We start from the raw sequence: 18,415 nt of genomic DNA on the forward strand, positions 1-18,415 counted from the left end.
CATTGAAGAGCGACGACGAATTCAGCGCTCGAGCGGGCGCCAGACGACGATCTGGTTGCTGCGGCGCACGCGGGTGCCCGCGCGCATCGAGATGACCTCGCCCTCCGAGCCCGCCGCGAAGACGCGGCGGCCCGGGCGGTTGAGCAGCTCGTCGGCGAGCGCGCTCTCCAGCTCATGGACGCGCGAGGTCAGTGCGCCCACCTGGTCTTCCAGCTCGAGGATGCGGCGGATGCCCTCGAGGCTCACGCCCTCTCCACCGAGCCGGGCGATCTCCTGCAGCTTGGCCACATCGCGCATCGAGTACCGTCGCGACTTCCCCGACGTGCGGGTGGGGCTGACGAGTCCGAGCCGGTCGTACTGCCGGAGCGTCTGCGGGTGCATCCCCGCGAGCTCGGCCGCGATCGAGATCACGAAGACCTGGCTGTTCTCGTCCATCATCATCCGCGTGCTCTCGCCAGGAGGTCGTCGCGCGGGTTCTCGTCGGGGAGCTTCTCGGCGAACGACTTGAGCGCCTCCTCCGCCTCGGCGGAGAGGTGCGACGGCACGGCCACCTGCACGACGGCGAGCAGGTCGCCCGTGCCCTTGGCCGTCTGCACTCCGCGACCCTTGACGCGCAGCACGCGGCCGCTCGGCGTGCCGGGCGCGACGCGGAGCTTGACTGGATCTCCACCAAGCGTCGGAACCTCGATGGTCGCTCCGAGAGCGGCCTCGGTGAAGGTGACCGGCACGTTCACCCGCAGGTTCAGGCCGTCGCGCTCGAACACCGGATGCTTGCGGACGCTGACCGTCAGCACGATGTCGCCGGCCTCGCCGCCATCCGGGCTCGGCTGGCCCTTGCCGCGCAGCTTGATCTTCTGACCGTCGGCGACACCGGCGGGGATCTTCACCTTGATCGGCTTGCCGTCCGACGCCTGCAGCGTGATCGTCTCGCCCCTGGTCGCGGTGAGGAAGTCGATGGTGGTGTGCGCGGTCACGTCGCGTCCACGGGTCGGTCCGCCGTAACCGCGGTAGCCGCCGCTCGACGAGCCGAAGCCGCCGTTGCCGAACAGGCCGCTGAAGACGTCGTCGAAGTTGCCGCCCTGCTGGGTCGTGTAACCGCGAGCGCCGCCACCCTGACCGAACATCCCGCCGAACACGTCGTCGAAGCCGCCCTGGCCGGCCGAACCGGGGGCGGTGAAGCGGGCGCCGGAGCCCATCGCGCGGATCTGGTCGTACTCCTTGCGCTGCTCCGGGTCACCGAGCACCGAGTGGGCCTCGCTGATCTCCTTGAACTTGGCCTCCGCCGCCGCGTCACCCGGATTCGAGTCGGGGTGGTACTTGCGTGCGAGCTTGCGGTAGACCTTCTTGAGTTCCGCCGGGGTGACGTCTTTGGAGACACCAAGGACCTTGTAGAAGTCCTTGTCGAACCAATCCTGGCTTGCCACGGCGCCTCCTCTCTACGTCTGCTGCTGCTGTGTCTGATGTTGCCTGAATGAAGTGTGCATTGTGAAGCCGGGGAGCGGTGGGATGTTCATCCCTTCGCTCCCCGGCCGCATGTTCCGTCTAAGCGGGGACCGCCACGACGACCTTGGCCACGCGCACGATCGTCGACCCGAGCTGATAGCCCGTCTCGACCACATCGGCGACGGTGTCGGCCGTCACATCGGCACTCGGCTGCTGGAAGATCGCCTCGTGGATCTGCGGATCGAACGGGTCGCCTGCGGCGCCGTACGAGGTGAGCCCGAGACGCTCGACCGTGGTGCGCAGCTTGGCCGCGATGGTCGCGAACGCGCTGCCCTCCTCGAGGTCGCCGTGCTTCTCAGCCCGGTCCAGATCGTCGAGCACCGGAAGGAGTCCCTTCACTGTGTCGCCGATCGCGCGCTCGCGCTCGACCTCGCGGTTCGCCTCGGTGCGCTTGCGGTAGTTCGCGTACTCGGCGGTGACCCGCTGCAGATCCGCGAGCCGCTCGGCGGCCAGCTGGTCGGCGGTCGCCTGACCGCTGAGCAGGTCGAGGTCGTCGTCGCTCAGGAGTGACGCGAAGCCGTCGCCGCCCTCGGTCGGCCCGACGTCCACGAGCTCCTCGTGGGCGAGGTCGGGGTCGGAGGCCGCGTCCGAAGACGCGTCCTCCGCCCCGTCAGCCGGCTGCCGAACCTTTCCGGTCTCGGGGTCGATGCGCCGCTTGTCGCGGATGATCGGCTCCTCGTGCTCAGGCTCGTTCGAGTCCTGTCCGTTGGGGTTCTGGTCGGACATGCTTACTTCTTCTCCTCGTCCTCGACGACCTCGGCGTCGATGACGTCCTCGTCGTCGGACGAGGTCTCGCCCTCGGCCTGCTCGCCGGCCGGAGCCTGCTCACCGGCGGCAGCGTCGGCCTGGCTCGACGAGTAGATCGCCTCGCCCAGCTTCTGCTGGCTCGCGTTGAGCTTGTCGTACGCGGTCTTCACCGCGTCCTCGTCGTCGCCGGCGAGTGCGCTCTTCAGCGCGTCGACGTCGCCCTGGACCTCGTTCTTGACGTCCTCGGGGAGCTTGTCTTCGTTGTCCTTGATCAGCTTCTCGATCGAGTAGGCGAGCTGCTCGGCCGTGTTGCGGGTCTCGGCGGTCTCACGGCGCTTCTTGTCCTCGGCTGCGTGCTCCTCGGCCTCGCGCACCATGCGCTCGATGTCGTCCTTCGGCAGCGACGAGCCACCGGTGATCGTCATCGACTGCTCCTTGCCGGTGCCCTTGTCCTTGGCGGACACGTGCACGATGCCGTTGGCGTCGATGTCGAACGTGACCTCGACCTGCGGGATGCCGCGGGGAGCCGGGGCGATACCGGTCAGCTCGAAGGTGCCGAGCGGCTTGTTGTCCCGGGTGAACTCGCGCTCGCCCTGGAAGACCTGGATGGCGACGGACGGCTGGTTGTCGTCTGCCGTGGTGAAGGTCTCGCTGCGCTTGGTCGGGATGGCCGTGTTGCGGTCGATGAGCTTGGTCATGATGCCGCCCTTGGTCTCGATACCGAGGCTCAGGGGGGTGACGTCGATGAGCAGCACATCCTTGCGCTCGCCCTTGAGGACACCGGCCTGCAGGGCGGCGCCGACGGCGACGACCTCATCCGGGTTCACGCCCTTGTTGGGGTCCTTGCCACCGGTCTCCTGCTTCACGAGCTCGCTCACGGCGGGCATACGCGTGGAGCCACCGACGAGCACGACGTGCGCGATGTCGGACACCTTGATGCCGGCCTCACGGATGACGTCCTGGAACGGCTTCTTGGTGCGGTCGAGGAGGTCGCTGGTCATCTGCTCGAACTGGGCGCGGGTGAGCGTCTCGTCGAGGTTGGCCGGACCGTTCTCGGTGAGCGACAGGTACGGCAGCTGGATGCTGGTCGACATGCTCGACGACAGCTCCTTCTTGGCCTGCTCCGCGGCCTCCTTCAGACGCTGGAGGGCGATCTTGTCCTTCGAGACGTCGACGCCGGTGCTGTCCTTGAAGCGCTTGATGAGCCACTCGACGACGCGCTGGTCCCAGTCGTCACCACCGAGGCGGTTGTCACCGGCGGTGGCGCGCACCTGGATGGTCGAGAAGTCGTCGTCCTTGCCCACCTCGAGGAGGGAGACGTCGAACGTTCCACCACCGAGGTCGAAGACCAAGATGAGCTCGTCTTCCTTGCCCTTGTCGAGGCCGTAGGCGAGCGCAGCGGCGGTCGGCTCGTTGATGATGCGGAGCACGTTGAGGCCCGCGATCTCGCCGGCCTCCTTGGTGGCCTGGCGCTCGGCGTCGTTGAAGTACGCGGGAACGGTGATGACGGCATCCGTCACGGTGTCACCCAGGTACTGCTCGGCGTCGCGCTTCAGCTTGGCCAGGATGCGCGCGGAGATCTCCTGCGGCGTGTACTTCTTGCCGTCGATCTCGACCGTCCAGTCGGTGCCCATGTGGCGCTTGACGGAGGCGATCGTGCGGTCGACGTTGGTGACGGCCTGGCGCTTGGCGGTCTCGCCGACCAGCACCTCGCCGTCCTTGGTGAAGGCGACGACCGACGGGGTCGTGCGGAAGCCTTCGGCGTTGGCGATGACGGTGGGCTCGCCACCCTCGAGGACCGAGACGACGGAGTTCGTGGTTCCGAGGTCGATTCCTACTGCACGTGACATATGTGCTTCTCTCCTTGTTGTTGCGGGTGTTGCTCTGAAAGTCAGGGTCAAGACTTGAGTCTTGATGGCTCAAGTGTTTCATCGGGCATCCGGGTTGTCAAGACGACCGGTCGAAACTTGAGCGTACTTAACTCAACTTTGTGCACCGTCTTTTCATTCCTCGGGCGCGCGCTTTTCTCTCGCCCCGGCCGCGCTGCTTCCGCACCGTTTCGGCGCCCATGGCCGCAACGCGTCGTTTGCCAGTAGTGGTGGCTGAGCCGTCGTCCTAGCCACCGTTACTGGCAAACGACCGGATGGCCTCCCCGACTAATACCCGACGAATGCCCAGGCACAGGATGGCCACCGGCGCGCATCCTGTGCCTGCGCCGGGGTGCCGCGTGCGCCCGCCGCTACGCCTCTTTGCCGAGCTGGATCAGCAACTCGGGCGCGCGGGCCTCGAGCAGGCGGCCGCCGACGCGCACGCCGACGGCGAGCAGCACGGCGCCGAGCACGGCGCCCACCACGAGTCCGACCCACCCCCAGATCGCCTCCTGCGTGACCAGCGAGACGATCAGCAGCACCGCCTCCGGCAGGCAGAGCACCGCCAGAACGGCCCACGACACGAACGTGGCCCCGACGTTGGCAACGTTCGAGCCGGGACGCGAACGGAACGGGTTGTCACCGGGCGCCGGCACTGGGAAGACGAAGAGCGCCGAGGTGACCGACGACACCGCCAAGCCGCTCAGCAGCAGCCCGAAGGCCAGCCCGAGGAGGCCGGGGAGCGCCAGCCAGCCGTCTTGAAGGGCGGCGGGGAGGATGGTCAGCAGCAGCACGATCGGGATCGCGAACACCAGCACGGCCGACGCGCGGCCGAGACGGTCTGCGCTGCCCGGGACCGCCTTGGACATGTGGAGCGCGAACGCCGTCGAGTCGAGCGAGACGTCCGCGAGCAGCGAGATCCCGAGCAGGAAGGCCACGATCGGGCCCGACGCGATGAGGAAGCCGGAGCTGTTGTTGAGGCTGGCGTAGAACCAGAGCAGCAGCGGCAGCAGCGGGATGACGATCAGCTGCCGCAGATACCGCGGGTCACGGAACCAGTAGGTCAGGGATCGAGCCGCGATGGCGCCTGTCTGCGTGCCCGGGAACAGCCCGAACAGGCCGAGGCTGCTGCTCGCCCGGGTGCGCGACGCCGAGTGCGCCGGGGTGACGAGCGAGCGGGTCAGCCCCCAGCGCCAGAGCGCGAGCAGCACCCCGAGCGTCGCGAGCGCGATGAGCAGCCGCAGCAGCGCCCCGACCGGATCGCCGAGCGCGACCGACGAGGGGACGGCCCAGACCGCGCCGAGCGGCGTCCACGACAGCGCATCGGCGACGCCGGGCAGGCCGTCTGCCGTGCTGCGCAGGCCCTGTGTGATGCCGATGATGATCGGACCGGCCAGGATGAGCGGGATCATGATGAGCAGGCCGCTGGCCTCCCGGAATCGTCGCCCGGACGAGAGCCCGCTCGAGACCGAGGTGACCGCCCGCGCGGCGACGACGCAGGTGACCGCCCCCAGCGCACCGGTGACGAGCGCGATCAGCGCGACCCCCGGCATCCGGAGCCACGAGCCGAACGTCGCGAGCGCGGCGATGGTGGTCACCGCGCCGGGCACCCCGACGATGCCGCTCAGCAGCATCCCGGTCAGCAGCTGATTCAGCGGGATCGGGTACACCGCCAGATGCGACGGATCGAGCGTCTGCTCCCCGCCCAGGAACAGCGGGAAGATCACCCAGCCGAGCACAGCGGCCGAGCCGGCGAGCACGACGACCGTGCGCACGACGTCGACCGGCGCGAGATTGAGGAAGAACAGGCCGAGGATCGCCGCGAAGAGCATCCCGAGGCCGTAGACCGCGCCGATGATCACGGCGACGAGCTGGCTCGTGCTGCGCCGGAACGAGTTGCGGAGGACGAGAAGCCGCAGCCTTACGAGTGTTGCAACCACTCCGGCCCCTCCCCGACGCGACGGCCGCCGACCAGCTCGACGAACCGGTCTTCCAGCGTGGACGCGCCGCGCACGTCGTCAACGGTTCCGGATGCGACGACGCGGCCTGCGGTGATCACGGCGACGTGGTCGCACATCCGCTGCACGAGATCCATCACGTGAGACGACACGATCACCGTGCCGCCGCCGCGGACGAAACCGGCCAGGATGTCGCGGATGTTCGCCGCGGACACCGGATCGACCGACTCGAACGGCTCATCGAGCACGAGCAGCCGGGGTGCGTGCACCATGGCGCAGGCGAGCGCGATCTTCTTCGTCATGCCGGCGGAGTAGTCGACGACGAGCGTGCCGCCGTCCTTCTCGAGATCGAGGAGCTTCAACAGGTCGGCCGTGCGCTGCGTGGCCGTCGGGCGATCCATGCCGCTGAGCAGCCCGGCGTACTCCACGAGCTGCGTTCCGGTGAGGCGGTCGAACAGCCGCACGCCGTCGGAGAGCACGCCGACCATCGACTTGGCCGCGATCGGGTCGCGCCACACATCGACGCCGTGGATCGACACCTGGCCGCCATCCGGGCGCAGCAGCCCCGTCGCCATGCTGAGCGTCGTGGTCTTCCCCGCGCCGTTCGGGCCGACCAGCCCGTAGAAGCTCCCGCTCGGCACATCCAGGTCGATGCCGTCGACGGCCGCCTTCGAGCCGAAGCTCTTGTGCAGGTTCCGGATGCTCAACGCAGTGCCCGGGTCATGCGGTGGTAGCTCGCTCGCGGCGTTGACTCTGCTCATTCGGCTTCCCGTTCGTCGGTGACAACTCCGCCAACAGTACAAGCGGTCCACCCCCGGGCAAAGAGGCCGAGCGGTGGTCGCTTTACTTTCACACCGAGGCTTTCACACCGGGCCCACAAGCGGCTTCGCTAGCGTCGAATGCGTGACTTCGGAACCTCTCGCAGCTGAACCCGGCGAACCCCTCCTGTCGGAGCGCGCGATCCTGGCGCTCCAGCAGATCGACCCGATGACGCTGTTCGAGATGCGCGCATTCCGGGAGAGCTTCGCGCGCTTCATCATGCCGTACAAGTTCGGTATCGACGAGATCTCGACCAAGGTGAGCATCCTGCGCGAGGAGTTCGCCCAGCTGCACGACTACAACCCGATCGAGCACATCTCGAGCCGTCTGAAGTCGGCGGAGAGCATCGAGGCGAAGATCGTCCGCAAGCAGTGCGAGCCGTCGTTCGACGAGATCCGCAAGTCGATCACCGACATCGCCGGCGTCCGCATCGTCTGCAGCTTCGTCTCCGACGTCTACCGGGTGTACGAGCTGCTCGCGGCGCAAGAAGACGTGCACATCGTCAAGGTGAAGGACTACATCGCCAACCCCAAGCCGAACGGCTACAAGAGCCTGCACGTGATCCTCGAGATCCCGGTGTTCCTCAGCGAGGGCAGCGTGCTGGTGCCCGTCGAGGTTCAGCTGCGCACGGTCGCCATGGACTTCTGGGCGAGCCTCGAGCACAAGATCTACTACAAGTACGACGGGGACGTGCCCGCCGGGCTGCTGAGCGACCTCACGGACGCGGCGGCGACGGCCAACGAGCTCGACGTGACGATGGAGAAGTTGCACCGTCAGGTGCGCGGCGGCGCGGTCCAGTCGCGGGCGATCGCGATCTGAGGTCTTGATCCAGGGTCTTGATCCAGGGTCTTGATAACGGGCGGCGGCAGACGCTAGCCTGATCAGGTTCTGCCGGGAGGTCGTCTCCTGAGCCCGGAGCGGAGAGGATGCGTGACACCATGACTGCGATTGCCGTGCCCGCATCCGGCCCCCTCTTCTTCGAGGCCACCGCGAACATCTGACGTTCGGTGGCCTCCGTTCTCTGGAGCTCACCACCGTGACATTCGACGAAACGTCGTTCGCTGTACCCGCTTTCTCCGTACCCACTTTCGCCACCCACGAACCCATCGACGGGCAGCGCTGGTCCACCTGGCCCGCCACGATGCCGAGCGAGCGCGGCCCCCAGCCGTGGCCCGCCTGGCTCGTCACCTCGGCCGGCGCCTTCGATACCGAACTCGGCATCGTGAAGACCGGCAAAGAGGCCGACGTGCACCTGATCGAGCGCGCCGTGCCGGATGACCCGTCCCGAACCGTGCTGCTCGCCGCCAAACGCTACCGCGACGCCGCGACCAGCGACTTCCACCGCTCCGCCCGCTACCAAGAGGGCCGACGGATGCGCAACACCCGCGACAGCCGGGCGGTTGCGCGCGGCTCCGCGTACGGACGCCAGGTCGCCGCCGGGCGCTGGGCGTACGCGGAGTTCGAGACGCTCTGCCGGCTGCAGACGCTCGGACTCCCCGTGCCGTACCCGGTGCAGGTTCACGGCACCGAACTGCTCATGGAGTTCATCGGCGACGGGATGACTGCGGCGCCCCGTCTGGCGCAGCAGCGCCTCGACGGCGCCGAACTCGCCGGATGCTTCGACCAGGTCGTCACCATCATGCGGGCCCTCGCTGCTGCCGGGCTCGCCCACGGCGACCTGTCCGCCTACAACCTGCTCGTGCACCACGGCCGGGTGGTCGTGATCGATCTGCCGCAGGTCGTCGAGGTGGTGAGCAACCCGAGCGGCATGGACTTCTTGCAACGGGACTGCGTGAACATCTGCGACTGGTTCACGCGCCGAGGTTTCGAGTGCGACGCGGACGAGCTGTTCGGCGAGCTGGTGGCGGAGGCGTTCGGGTAGCGCGCAGCTGCGCTCGCGCCGCACGCGTACGGCGTAGGCGCGCATCCCCCATCGTTCACCGGTGCTCGCTACTGTGTGCTCATGACCAACGACCCGACCGGGCCCGGCGACGACGCGGGCCGTGGAGCAGCGAGCACGGATGCGCTCCTCACCGCCGCGAGTCCCCTCTTCATCGACAGCAGCACCAAGCGGGACATCCCGACGGGGCGCGTCGTGGCATGGGCTCTCTGGGACTGGGGCGGTGCCGCGTTCAATGCGGTGATCACGACCTTCGTCTTCACCGTGTACCTCACCGGCAGCCTGTTCGTCGATCCGGCCCTGGTGTCGGCGCGGGACGCGGAGACGGACGTGCACGGACCGGCCCACGCTGCCGTGACGGCGGCCGAGGCGCCACTGTCGAGCGGGCTGGGCTGGGGCCTGGCGATCGCCGGGATCATCGTGGCACTGCTCGCTCCCGTGCTCGGCCAGCGCACCGACGGATCCGGGCGCCGCAAGCTCTGGCTCGGGATCAACACGGGCGTCGTCGTGCTGGTGACGGCTCTGATGTTCTTCGTCGTCGGCGAGCCGTCGTACTTCCTCCTCGGGGTCGCACTGGTGGCGATCGGAACCGTGTTCTACGAGATCGCGACGGTCAACTACAACGCCATGCTGGTGCAGGTGTCGACGCCGAAGACGGTGGGGCGCGTCAGCGGCTTCGGCTGGGGCGCCGGCTACCTCGGTGGGATCATCCTGCTGCTCATCGTGTACTTCGGCCTGGTGGTCGAGAACCCGGACGGCACCGCGGGCTTCCTGCACGCCACGCAGGACGGCGGGCTGAACATCCGGATCATCGCGCTGATCGCGGCCGCCTGGACTCTCGTGTTCTCGCTGCCGGTGCTGATCGCGGTTCCGGAGATGCCGAAGCACGCGCGGTCGGTTCGCGTCGGGTTCTTCCGCTCGTACGCGGTGCTCGTACGCGACGTGGGCCGCCTGTGGAAGGAGAGCCGCAACACCGTGCTGTTCCTGATCGCGTCGGCGCTGTTCCGCGACGGACTGGTCGGCGTGTTCACCTTCGGCGGCATCCTGGCGCAGGGGACCTTCGGGTTCTCGAGCGGGCAGGTGATCATCTTCGCGATCGCGGCGAACGTGGTGGCCGGCGTGAGCACCCTCGTGTCGGGACGATTCGACGACCGGTTCGGGCCGAAGCCCGTGATCGTGACCTCGCTCGTCGGCCTCATCGTGGCCGGGCTGGCGGTGTTCCTCGCGCACGACCTGGGTGCGACGGCATTCTGGATCGGCGGGCTCGTGCTCTGCCTGTTCGTCGGGCCGGCGCAGTCGGCGAGTCGCACGTTCCTGGCACGGATCACCCCGACGGGGCGCGAGGGCGAGGTGTTCGGGCTCTATGCGACGACCGGACGCGCGGTGTCGTTCCTGGCGCCGCTGCTGTTCGCGACGTTCGTGGCGGTCGGCGGCGCGCAGTACTGGGGCATCCTGGGCATCGTGATCGTGCTGGCGATCGGGCTGGCGCTGCTGATCCCGGTGCGGGCTCAGTCGCAGCTGGGGGCGCCGGGGGCCGGGTCGGCGGGGGCCGGGGCCGGGCCGGGGGCCGGGACGGCGTCGCGCTGAGGCCGGTGCGGCGGCTGTTCGCTGCGTAACTCCGGAAGTTGCGTTCGACACGCCGCCGGGGCGGGCATAACTCCGGAAGGATGCGGCGCTTCGGGCTCGAGGTTCCGGAGTTGTGAGCGGGCGTCGGGGTCGGGGTCGGGCCGGGCGAGAGTCAGTCGCGGGGCCAGGCGCGCACGAAGCGGTCGAAGAGCTGCGCGAAGGTGCGGACCTCTTCTTCGGTGAAGCCGGCGAGCGCCTCCTCCACGGATGAGCGGCGGTGCGATCTGACCTCGGAGATCAGCGAACGGCCGGCAGTCGTGAGCTGGATGAGCGTGCGGCGGGCGTCCGACGGATCGGTGACCCGGCGGACCAGACCGCGCTCGACGCCCTCCTGCACGAGGCGGCTGGCGCGCGGCTGATCCACACCGACCGCCTCGGCGAGCGAACTGATCGACAGCTCGGAGCCGGCCTTCTCTGCGGACTCGAGCGCGTCGAGCATCCGGAAGCGCGCCGCTCGGCCGAGGGAACCGTCGGGGCGCCCGCGTCGTCCGCCGCGGGCGCGAGGGCCGGGGCCGCCGCCGGGAGCGCCGCTGCCTTCGGAGCCGTCGCCGTGATCGTGGCCGCCATGGTCGTGGTCGTGGTCGTCGTGGCCGTGACCATGGGAGTCGGGGCTGAGGCCGTGGCCGTAGTGGCCGCCGCCGGGGCCGAACTGGCGGCCGCCCCAGGGTCCGCCGGGGAACGGGGCCGACCCGAACGGACCAGCGAAACCGCCCGCGCCGGGGCCGCCCGGGCCGCCGAAACCTCCGCGGTGCTGCATCCGCCACCGCGACTGATCGTGACGGACGGCGACCAGCGCCTGCTCGATCAGTGCAACGACGTCCGCAGGCTGGGAGTTCTCTTCACGAGCTTGACCGTCCATTTCCATGTATGCAATCATACATTTGGTTGTAATAGTACATACAACAAGAAAGGGGTTCTCTGATGAACACCACCACAGACACACATGGCACGCCGCCCGGCTACTGGTTCGGCGTGATCGAACACAACCTGCGCGCTTCGATGCGCGACGAGCTCGCCGAGTTCGGCCTGCGCCGCGGGAGCTGGCGCATCCTGCACACCCTCGCGGACGGCCACGCCTCCGTCGAGGACATCGAGGCCTCCCTGCCTCCCCGGCGCCACCAGGGACACGGCCGCTCGCGCGGCGGACGTCGCGGCCACGGATACGGCCGCTGGGCCGGCTTCGGCGGCGAGCTCAGCTTTAGCGGCGAGCGCGGTTTCGGCGGCGAGCGCGGTTTCGGCGGCGAGCGCGGTTTCGGCGGCGAGCGCAGCTTTAGTGGCGAGCGCGGCTTCGGCCCGGGCGCCGACGACGCTGGCGGCCCCGTCGGCGGAAGGGGACGCGGACGCTTCGGCTTCGCCTCCGACGAAGAGCGCCAGGCGTTCTTCGATAAGAAGCGCGAACAGCTCGGACATCCGCCGTTCTCGTCGGACGAGGAGCGCGAGGCGTTCTTCGCCGAGCGCCGACGTTCGCACGGGGTTCCGGCATTCCACGAGGGCGACGAGCGTGGTCCCGCACCGTTCGCCTCCGACGAGGAGCGCCACGCGTTCTTCGCCGGGATGCGCGCAGCGGGCTTCGCTCGCGGCGGCCGCGCCTGGCACCATCACCGCGGAGCCGACGGCTTCCGCGGGTACGGCGGCGACGCACATCCCGACCACCACGGTCACGACGGTCGCAACGAGCACCATCACCACGGCGCCGAGGACCACCACGGCCACGACCACGACCACGAGGGTCATGACGGTCACGACGAACACCTCCACCACGACCCCGAGGCCGACCATGGCCGCGGCCACGGGCACGACCACCACCGCCGCTTCGGCGGCCGCGGTCGGGACCGCACCGGCCGCGTGGCCTCAACTCTCGACGCCTTCGTCGAGAAGGGTTGGGTGACCGTCACCGACGGCGTCGCCGAGCTCACCCCCGAGGGACGCGCCGCCCACGATGCCGCCTTCGAGCGCATCCGGGCACTCCGCACATCCGTCGCCGAGGGCATCACCGACGAGGACTACGCCACCACCATGGCGACCCTCGAAGCGATGGCCCGCAACCTCGGCTGGGATGGCGCCCGTAGCGAGTCGCCCGACGAGCCGACGACGGGGGCCCCCACCCCCGAGTCCTGACCCGGCCGGCTCCATCGAGGGGTCCCGCCGCTCCGTCCACAGCCCCTGTGCGACGGCGTGGCGGGACCCCTCTTTTCGCGCGACGCTCGCCGCCCGGGCGTGTCGCTTTCTGTGAGGGCTCGCAGAGTTCCCAGGGGCGGGTCCGGCCGGCGAACCGACCCGAGCATCCCATCGGCGAGAATGGAGCCATGACCGCACCCCGCGAACAGGTCGTGCTCCTGTCCGACGACGGCACCCCCGTCGGCGTGGCCGACAAGGCAACCGTCCACACCGACGACACTCCGCTCCACCTGGCCTTCTCCTGCCACCTGTTCGACGGCGAGGGGCGCATCCTCGTCACCCGTCGCGCGCTCGGCAAACTGACGTGGCCCGGCGTGTGGACGAACTCGTTCTGCGGGCATCCCGCGCCAGGCGAGGCCATGGAAGACGCGGTGGAGCGCCGTGCTCAGGACGAACTGGGTGCCGCGATCGACAACCTCACGATCGCGCTCCCCGATTTCCGCTACCGGGCGATCGACGCATCCGGGGTCGTGGAGAACGAGATCTGCCCCGTGTACACGGCGACCGTTGCGGGCGAGCTCGCGCCGGCGCCGTCCGAGGTCGTCGAGTGGGAGTGGGTCGACGTGCGCACCCTGCTCGCCGCGGTCGAGGCGACACCCTGGGCGTTCAGTCCGTGGTTGACCCTGCAGCTGCCCGCGCTCTACGCCGATCGCTCCCTCGAAGCTTCGGATCAGCTGTGAGCGGAACTCATGATTTCCACCTGTGGAATTGATTGTGGATAACTACCTATCCGGCATGCCCCGACGCGTATGACCGTGTCACCCGAACGTGGGACGCCCTCGGCACGCGTCGCCGGATGGCGACGAGTTCGCCGCTGAGGGCGGGCCGGTCGGACGGCAGGCGCGGCAGTAGACAAACGGGTCGTCGCGACCGCGCTAGCTGCTCACCCGGGTCGCGTCCATGTGCTGCTCCAGCCACCAGGTGCGGCCCTCGTCGTCGGAGACCCAGCCGTCCCATTGGAACGAATCCGCCGTGATCTCGCTGAAGTTCCATCGGATCGGGCGGCCGTCGGTCTGCGTGCCGTCCTGCCGGATGCCGTCGCGGTGCCCCGTCGCGACCAGCGTGCAGAAGTCGTTGCCGACGGCGCCGAACCAGTTCACGCGCCAGGCTCCGAGCACCGGATCGTAGACGCGCACCGTCGTGCCCTTGGTCTCGAGGACCGCCGGATCGGATGCGCTCGGGGCGACCAGCACATCCTGAACGGCGCGGCCGCCGATCGTGTACGCGAACGTCCAGTCGTAAGTGAACTCGGACCAGGCGCCGGACTCCTCATCGAGGAACCGGCACTCGGCTTTCCAGCTGCCGACGAGTTGCCCGAAGAGGTGCATCCGCTGCGGGCGCACCGGCGTGGGGCCCGAGGCGACCAGCGCCCTGGCGAAGGTCTCGTTGCTGTTCTCGCTCATTGCGCTGGCCTCCGGGTGCGGTCGACAGGTGCGGTGGTCGGATGCGGTGGTCGGGTGCGGTGGTCGGTGGATGCGCGCAGTCGCGGGCTCGCATCCGGACGGCGCACGTCAGGTGGTGGGGCGACCCGCCTCGGTGGTCGTCACGTCGGTGCGGTGGAAATTGAGGTACGAACGCGAGGCGGTCGGGCCGCGCTGCCCCTGGTACCGCGAGCTGTAATCGGACGAGCCGTACGGCTTCTCGGCGGCCGACGACAGGCGGAAGAAGCACATCTGCCCGATCTTCATGCCCGGCCAGAGCTTGATCGGCAGGGTCGCCACGTTGCTGAGTTCGAGCGTGACGTGCCCCGAGAATCCGGGGTCGATGAATCCGGCAGTGGAGTGCGTGAGAAGACCGAGGCGGCCGAGCGAGCTCTTGCCCTCGAGGCGCGCAGCGACGTCATCCGGAAGCGAGACGAGCTCGAACGTGGAGCCGAGCACGAACTCACCCGGGTGCAGGATGAACGGCTGGTCGGGGTCGACCTCGACGAGGTGCGTCAGCTCGGGCTGGTCCTCGGCCGGATCGATGAACGGGTACTTGTGGTTGTCGAACAGGCGGAAGTACCGGTCGAGGCGCACGTCGATGCTCGACGGCTGGATCATCGCCGGCTCGTACGGCTCGAGAGCGATGCGGCCGGCGTCCAGTTCGGACTTGATGTCGCGGTCAGAGAGAAGCACGTTCGTAGCCTACTGGGGCCGGGTCGCTGTGAGGATGCCCACGAAACCGTGCGTAGCGGGCGAACGGACGCACAATAAAAGGGAGCGACGTCGAGATCCTCCCGACGCCATGGAGTTGAGACTCATGGTTGCCTTCTATATCGTCCTCACGATCGTGATCATCGTTGCGGTCATCCTGTTCTTCATGTCGGTGCGCGTGGTCAAGCAGTACGAGCGCGGCGTGGTGCTGCGCTGGGGCAAGCTGATCGGCGTGCGCGATCCGGGGCTGCGCTTCATCATCCCGATCGTCGACGTGATGCACCGCGTCTCACTGCGGATCGTGACGCTGCCCATCCAGTCTCAGGGCATCATCACGCGTGACAATGTGAGCGTCGGCGTCTCGGCTGTCGCCTACTACCGGGTGATCGATCCGGTGAAGTCGGTGATCGCGATCCAGGATGTGAACGAGGCCATCGATCAGATCGCCCAGACCACCCTGCGCAAGGTCGTCGGCCAGCACTCCCTCGACGAGACGCTCGCCGAGACGGACACGCTCAACGGCAGCATCCGGCAGATCCTGGACCTGCTCACGCTCGACTGGGGCGTCGAGGTCACGCTCGTCGAACTGAAGGACATCCTGCTGCCCGACGAGATGAAGCGTGCGATGGCGAAGCAGGCGGAGGCCGAGCGCGAGAAGCGGGCGAAGATCATCGCGGCCGAGGGCGAGTCCCTGGCGGCGGCGGCGCTCGGCGAGGCGTCGGACACGATGATGGCGCACCCGCTCGCACTGCAGCTGCGCAACCTGCAGACGCTCGTCGACATCGGGGTCGACAAGAACACCATCGTCGTCTTCCCGGCCCCGCTGATGAGCACGATCGGCGAGCTCGGAACCTTCCTCGCGCACGAGACCGCCGCGAGCGCCGAGCACGGGGGTGGCGCCAACGGCGTCGCCGCCCCCGGCCTCTCCGGGGTTCCGGGCATGGTTGCCGCCTCCGCGGCGAGTATCGCGCCGGCTCCGACGCCGGCTCCCCTCGCGCCGCGGCCCGATCCATCGATTCCGGATGCGGCGTGAGGGTATAGCGCACCGGCCTTCGAGGGGCGAATACTGGGGCGCAGACATCGAGGAGGGCGCCCGATGGAGATCCTTCAGGTTGCGCAGCACGCCGACGACCTCGACCGCGCCGCGGCCTTCTACGAGTTGCTGCTCGGTAGCCCGCCTGCCGCCCGGTACGACCCGCCGGGCCTGGTGTTCTTCAACGTCGGGATCGCGCGCCTGCTGCTCGAGGAGGCCGCACCCTCCGCGCTGGTCTACTTCCAGGTCGAAAGCGTCGCCACGCGCGTTACGGAGCTTCGCGCCGCGGGCATCCGGATCGTCGGAGAGCCCCACGTGATCTTTAGCCACACCGACGACACCCTCGGGCCGGCCGGGACCGACGAGTGGATGGCGTTCATCGAGGACAGCGAGGGCAACACGGTCGGCCTCGTCTCGCACGAGCCGCGCCACGACCCGTGAGCACTGCGGCGCCGCCGCGTTCAACGGTTCCAGGATGAATCGCGTCTGGCGTCGGCTGCGCGCGTTTCTTCCCGGAACCGATGCCGCCCTAGAAGGTGCAGGGCACGAGGTCGGCGACCTTCGCTGTGAGGGTCGCAGTTCCGCCGACGAGGGTCACCGTTCCGGTGCCGAGACGGCCGAGGCCGGAGAGAACGCCGCGGGGAACGCAGTTGCTGGGTGCGAGGTAGAGGGGCGAGGCCGTCGTGCCCGCCCAGCTGGTCGCGGACAGCGCGTCGGAGAAGCCGGTGCCGGACGCGATGATGGCCGTGGACGCATGCTTGTAAGCCTTGCCGTTGACCGCCACTGCGGTGCTGTAGCGGTCTGGACCGGCGAGTCGCGTCACGGCGTAGCCTGCACGCGTCAATGACGTCGCGACCCCCGGCGATAGCGAGCCCGTGCCACCGACGAGCACGACGCTCTTCGCCTTGAGCGTCGACAGCACCTTCGCCGTGGCCGAATCGACAGAGCCCGCTGCGCCGTTGACCAGCAAGACCGGAACGCCATTGGCTCCCGCGACACCGCCGGCCGACAGGGCGTCGGGGAAGTTCGCCCCCGACGCCACGTAGACCGTGCTCGCCGTCGCGAACGCGCGCGACACGACGGCCCGCGAAGTCGAGTACCGGTCAGCGCCAGCGACCCGCGCGACGGTGGCAGAGGGCACAGTCGCACGCAGCTTCGTGAGAACAGCATCCGACACGGAAGCGGGGCCTCCGGCGACGACGATGGTCGCCGGCTTCAGACGTGCGACCTCGGCGGCGACGCTCGGCGGCAGCGCGCCGGGGGCCGTCAGCAGGAGGGGCCCGTCGCCATGCGCGGCAGCGGGACCTGCCGAGAGGGCATCCGGATAGATCATGCCGGACGCGATGTAGACGACGTGCGCAGTGCCAGGGAACTGCCGCTTCGAAACGGCCACCGCGATCGCGTACCGGTCGCTGCCGGCCACGCGGTCGACGCCGAGCGTCCGAACTGCCGACACGGTCGTGTTCCCGGACTTCGCGCCCGAGACATAGGCCGTACCCGTCGCCGTGTTCACCGCGACGTCCGCCGGGGTCGAGAGCGGCGTGGTCGTGACGATCGACCGCGACGCGGTGCTGATAGTGAGGAGCTCGTTGACCGCGCCGCCTTCGAACGGCTGCGCGACGGCGGCGTAGAGGCGTCCAGCGGTCGGATCGACGTCGAGCGACTGGGCCTGGGCCGGAATTGTGATGTTCGCTGCGACCGAGGCGGCACCCCGGGGCACGACGGCGACGCTCGTCTTGTTGGAGATCGTGCGCTGTCCGACGTAGACCGTGCCGGTGCTCGGGTCAACGGCGGAAGTGGCGGGCATCCCGGCGAGCGGGATGGTGCGTGTCACGCTGTTCGTCGCGGCACTGACGACGAAGAGTGAGGGTGACGAAAGGTCGTTGCTTGCTGCATACACGACGCCCGCCGTTGAATCGACGGCGACGGAGACCTGATCGCCGAACGGCAACGAGACCGTGGTCGGGGTGACCGCCGCTCCGCCGATCGCGGTGGTGATCTGCGCCGCACTGAGCACCTTCAACCTGGGGCCGGAAGTGTTTCCGCTGGTGGCGATGCCGGCCAGGTAGATCGAGCCCGTCACACTGTCGACGCCGATGCCTGAGGCACCGCTGCCTGCGGTCGGAAGGAATGCACCGAGCGGGATGGTCGCGACGAGTGCCTTCGTGGCCGTGCTGAACACCAGCACGCTTCCGGTTTGGGCATTGACGTCCGTACGGGTCACGTACACCAGGCCCCGCCCGGCATCGAGTGCCACGTCGTCAACCGCCTTCGCCAACGGGATCGTCTTCGCTACCGTGTTCGACGCCAGGTCGACAACCGACAGGCTGCTGTGGTCACCGCTCACCAGGGCGTACAGCGCGTTGTGCCCCGCGTCCACCGCCACGGCCGGCACGCTGGCGTACGCGTAGCCGCCGGCGGGCAATGTCACCGTGCCGACGACCGCAGAACGCGGCGTCGCGGCGTTCGCCGGAAGCGCACCGAGAGCGGCTCCCGCGACAACGGCAGAAATCGCCAGTCCGACAGTGAACCGCTTGATGTACCGGCCTGTATCCGGCATCGATGCCCCCCATATTCGATTGAATCCAGGGCGATTATGCCAGCATCCGCGCGTGGGCCCGGCACGACACGTTCGTGTCTTCTGCGGC

At 68.7% G+C, this 18,415-nt stretch carries 17 protein-coding genes; 7 read left to right on the forward strand and 10 right to left on the reverse strand.

Annotated features, from left to right (window positions below):
* Positions 1 to 21 precede the first annotated feature (21 nt).
* The 6 genes from PKE84_RS14480 to PKE84_RS14505 all read right to left on the reverse strand — a co-directional run bounded on the left by PKE84_RS14480 (position 22) and on the right by PKE84_RS14505 (position 6,837).
* A complete protein-coding gene (locus tag PKE84_RS14480) occupies positions 22 to 435 on the reverse strand; it encodes a heat shock protein transcriptional repressor HspR (protein ID WP_271178022.1) in 414 nt (137 codons plus the stop codon).
* 2 nt (positions 436 to 437) lie between these two features.
* On the reverse strand, positions 438 to 1,424 hold the full coding sequence (locus PKE84_RS14485) for a DnaJ C-terminal domain-containing protein (protein WP_271177978.1): 987 nt from the start codon (positions 1,422 to 1,424) through the stop codon (positions 438 to 440).
* A 118-nt stretch (positions 1,425 to 1,542) separates the two neighbouring features.
* Positions 1,543 to 2,229, reverse strand: coding sequence for a nucleotide exchange factor GrpE (locus PKE84_RS14490; protein ID WP_271177979.1), 687 nt, complete (start codon positions 2,227 to 2,229; stop codon positions 1,543 to 1,545).
* Between the two features lie 2 nt (positions 2,230 to 2,231).
* Positions 2,232 to 4,100: a molecular chaperone DnaK gene (dnaK, locus tag PKE84_RS14495; protein WP_271177980.1), complete on the reverse strand. Its 1,869-nt coding sequence runs from the start codon at positions 4,098 to 4,100 to the stop codon at positions 2,232 to 2,234.
* A gap of 389 nt (positions 4,101 to 4,489) precedes the next feature.
* Positions 4,490 to 6,058 (reverse strand): transporter, encoded by a 1,569-nt coding sequence (locus PKE84_RS14500; protein WP_271177981.1) that lies wholly within the window; start codon positions 6,056 to 6,058, stop codon positions 4,490 to 4,492.
* Positions 6,040 to 6,837 (reverse strand): ABC transporter ATP-binding protein, encoded by a 798-nt coding sequence (locus PKE84_RS14505; protein WP_271177982.1) that lies wholly within the window; start codon positions 6,835 to 6,837, stop codon positions 6,040 to 6,042. Before PKE84_RS14505 ends, PKE84_RS14500 begins: the two co-directional genes overlap by 19 nt.
* A 226-nt stretch (positions 6,838 to 7,063) precedes the next feature.
* Here PKE84_RS14505 and PKE84_RS14510 point away from each other — a divergent pair, with 226 nt between their 5' ends.
* The 3 genes from PKE84_RS14510 (at position 7,064) to PKE84_RS14520 (ending at position 10,382) form a co-directional block, all read left to right on the forward strand.
* Complete coding sequence (locus tag PKE84_RS14510; RefSeq protein ID WP_373877152.1) at positions 7,064 to 7,714, forward strand: GTP pyrophosphokinase; 651 nt, start codon at positions 7,064 to 7,066, stop codon at positions 7,712 to 7,714.
* Positions 7,715 to 7,931: 217 nt separating this feature from the next.
* On the forward strand, positions 7,932 to 8,777 hold the full coding sequence (locus PKE84_RS14515) for a serine protein kinase RIO (protein ID WP_271177984.1): 846 nt from the start codon (positions 7,932 to 7,934) through the stop codon (positions 8,775 to 8,777).
* Positions 8,778 to 8,858: 81 nt separating this feature from the next.
* Positions 8,859 to 10,382, forward strand: a complete 1,524-nt coding sequence (locus PKE84_RS14520) for an MFS transporter (RefSeq protein WP_271177985.1) — start codon at positions 8,859 to 8,861, stop codon at positions 10,380 to 10,382.
* 151 nt (positions 10,383 to 10,533) lie between these two features.
* Here the strand turns inward: PKE84_RS14520 and PKE84_RS14525 are convergent, their stop codons facing one another.
* Positions 10,534 to 11,286, reverse strand: coding sequence for a MarR family winged helix-turn-helix transcriptional regulator (locus tag PKE84_RS14525; protein WP_271177986.1), 753 nt, complete (start codon positions 11,284 to 11,286; stop codon positions 10,534 to 10,536).
* Positions 11,287 to 11,342: 56 nt separating this feature from the next.
* Between PKE84_RS14525 and PKE84_RS14530 the strand changes: the two genes are divergently transcribed.
* Positions 11,343 to 12,539: a winged helix DNA-binding protein gene (locus PKE84_RS14530; protein WP_271177987.1), complete on the forward strand. Its 1,197-nt coding sequence runs from the start codon at positions 11,343 to 11,345 to the stop codon at positions 12,537 to 12,539.
* 188 nt (positions 12,540 to 12,727) lie between these two features.
* Positions 12,728 to 13,279 carry an isopentenyl-diphosphate Delta-isomerase gene (idi, locus tag PKE84_RS14535; RefSeq protein ID WP_271177988.1) on the forward strand — a complete coding sequence of 184 codons (552 nt, stop codon included), beginning with the start codon at positions 12,728 to 12,730 and terminating at the stop codon, positions 13,277 to 13,279.
* Between the two features lie 195 nt (positions 13,280 to 13,474).
* Here idi and PKE84_RS14540 read toward each other — a convergent pair whose 3' ends face one another.
* Positions 13,475 to 14,002 carry a hypothetical protein gene (locus tag PKE84_RS14540; protein ID WP_271177989.1) on the reverse strand — a complete coding sequence of 176 codons (528 nt, stop codon included), beginning with the start codon at positions 14,000 to 14,002 and terminating at the stop codon, positions 13,475 to 13,477.
* Between the two features lie 108 nt (positions 14,003 to 14,110).
* Positions 14,111 to 14,716 carry a dCTP deaminase gene (gene dcd / locus PKE84_RS14545; RefSeq protein WP_271177990.1) on the reverse strand — a complete coding sequence of 202 codons (606 nt, stop codon included), beginning with the start codon at positions 14,714 to 14,716 and terminating at the stop codon, positions 14,111 to 14,113.
* Positions 14,717 to 14,840: 124 nt separating this feature from the next.
* Between dcd and PKE84_RS14550 the strand changes: the two genes are divergently transcribed.
* Both PKE84_RS14550 and PKE84_RS14555 read left to right on the forward strand, forming a co-directional pair.
* Complete coding sequence (locus PKE84_RS14550) at positions 14,841 to 15,767, forward strand: slipin family protein (RefSeq protein ID WP_271177991.1); 927 nt, start codon at positions 14,841 to 14,843, stop codon at positions 15,765 to 15,767.
* A 63-nt stretch (positions 15,768 to 15,830) separates the two neighbouring features.
* A complete protein-coding gene (locus PKE84_RS14555) occupies positions 15,831 to 16,208 on the forward strand; it encodes a VOC family protein (RefSeq protein WP_271177992.1) in 378 nt (125 codons plus the stop codon).
* Positions 16,209 to 16,296: 88 nt separating this feature from the next.
* Here PKE84_RS14555 and PKE84_RS14560 read toward each other — a convergent pair whose 3' ends face one another.
* Entirely contained in the window at positions 16,297 to 18,327 is a 2,031-nt protein-coding gene (locus tag PKE84_RS14560; RefSeq protein ID WP_271177993.1) for a cell wall-binding repeat-containing protein, read from the reverse strand.
* Positions 18,328 to 18,415 lie beyond the last annotated feature (88 nt).

This window comes from Leifsonia poae, from assembly GCF_027921845.1.
GTDB lineage: Bacteria > Actinomycetota > Actinomycetes > Actinomycetales > Microbacteriaceae > Leifsonia > Leifsonia poae.

What these genes read in the sequence shown, in the direction of transcription:
- PKE84_RS14480 (WP_271178022.1), bottom strand. Translation starts at nt 435, where the DNA reads ATGGACGAGAACAGCCAGGTCTTCGTGATCTCGATCGCGGCCGAGCTC.
- PKE84_RS14490 (WP_271177979.1), bottom strand. Translation starts at nt 2,229, where the DNA reads ATGTCCGACCAGAACCCCAACGGACAGGACTCGAACGAGCCTGAGCAC.
- dnaK (WP_271177980.1), bottom strand. Translation starts at nt 4,100, where the DNA reads ATGTCACGTGCAGTAGGAATCGACCTCGGAACCACGAACTCCGTCGTC.
- PKE84_RS14505 (WP_271177982.1), bottom strand. Translation starts at nt 6,837, where the DNA reads ATGAGCAGAGTCAACGCCGCGAGCGAGCTACCACCGCATGACCCGGGC.
- PKE84_RS14510 (WP_373877152.1), top strand. Translation starts at nt 7,064, where the DNA reads ATGACGCTGTTCGAGATGCGCGCATTCCGGGAGAGCTTCGCGCGCTTC.
- PKE84_RS14520 (WP_271177985.1), top strand. Translation starts at nt 8,859, where the DNA reads ATGACCAACGACCCGACCGGGCCCGGCGACGACGCGGGCCGTGGAGCA.
- PKE84_RS14525 (WP_271177986.1), bottom strand. Translation starts at nt 11,286, where the DNA reads ATGGAAATGGACGGTCAAGCTCGTGAAGAGAACTCCCAGCCTGCGGAC.
- PKE84_RS14530 (WP_271177987.1), top strand. Translation starts at nt 11,343, where the DNA reads ATGAACACCACCACAGACACACATGGCACGCCGCCCGGCTACTGGTTC.
- idi (WP_271177988.1), top strand. Translation starts at nt 12,728, where the DNA reads ATGACCGCACCCCGCGAACAGGTCGTGCTCCTGTCCGACGACGGCACC.
- PKE84_RS14540 (WP_271177989.1), bottom strand. Translation starts at nt 14,002, where the DNA reads ATGAGCGAGAACAGCAACGAGACCTTCGCCAGGGCGCTGGTCGCCTCG.
- PKE84_RS14550 (WP_271177991.1), top strand. Translation starts at nt 14,841, where the DNA reads ATGGTTGCCTTCTATATCGTCCTCACGATCGTGATCATCGTTGCGGTC.
- PKE84_RS14555 (WP_271177992.1), top strand. Translation starts at nt 15,831, where the DNA reads ATGGAGATCCTTCAGGTTGCGCAGCACGCCGACGACCTCGACCGCGCC.
- PKE84_RS14560 (WP_271177993.1), bottom strand. Translation starts at nt 18,327, where the DNA reads ATGCCGGATACAGGCCGGTACATCAAGCGGTTCACTGTCGGACTGGCG.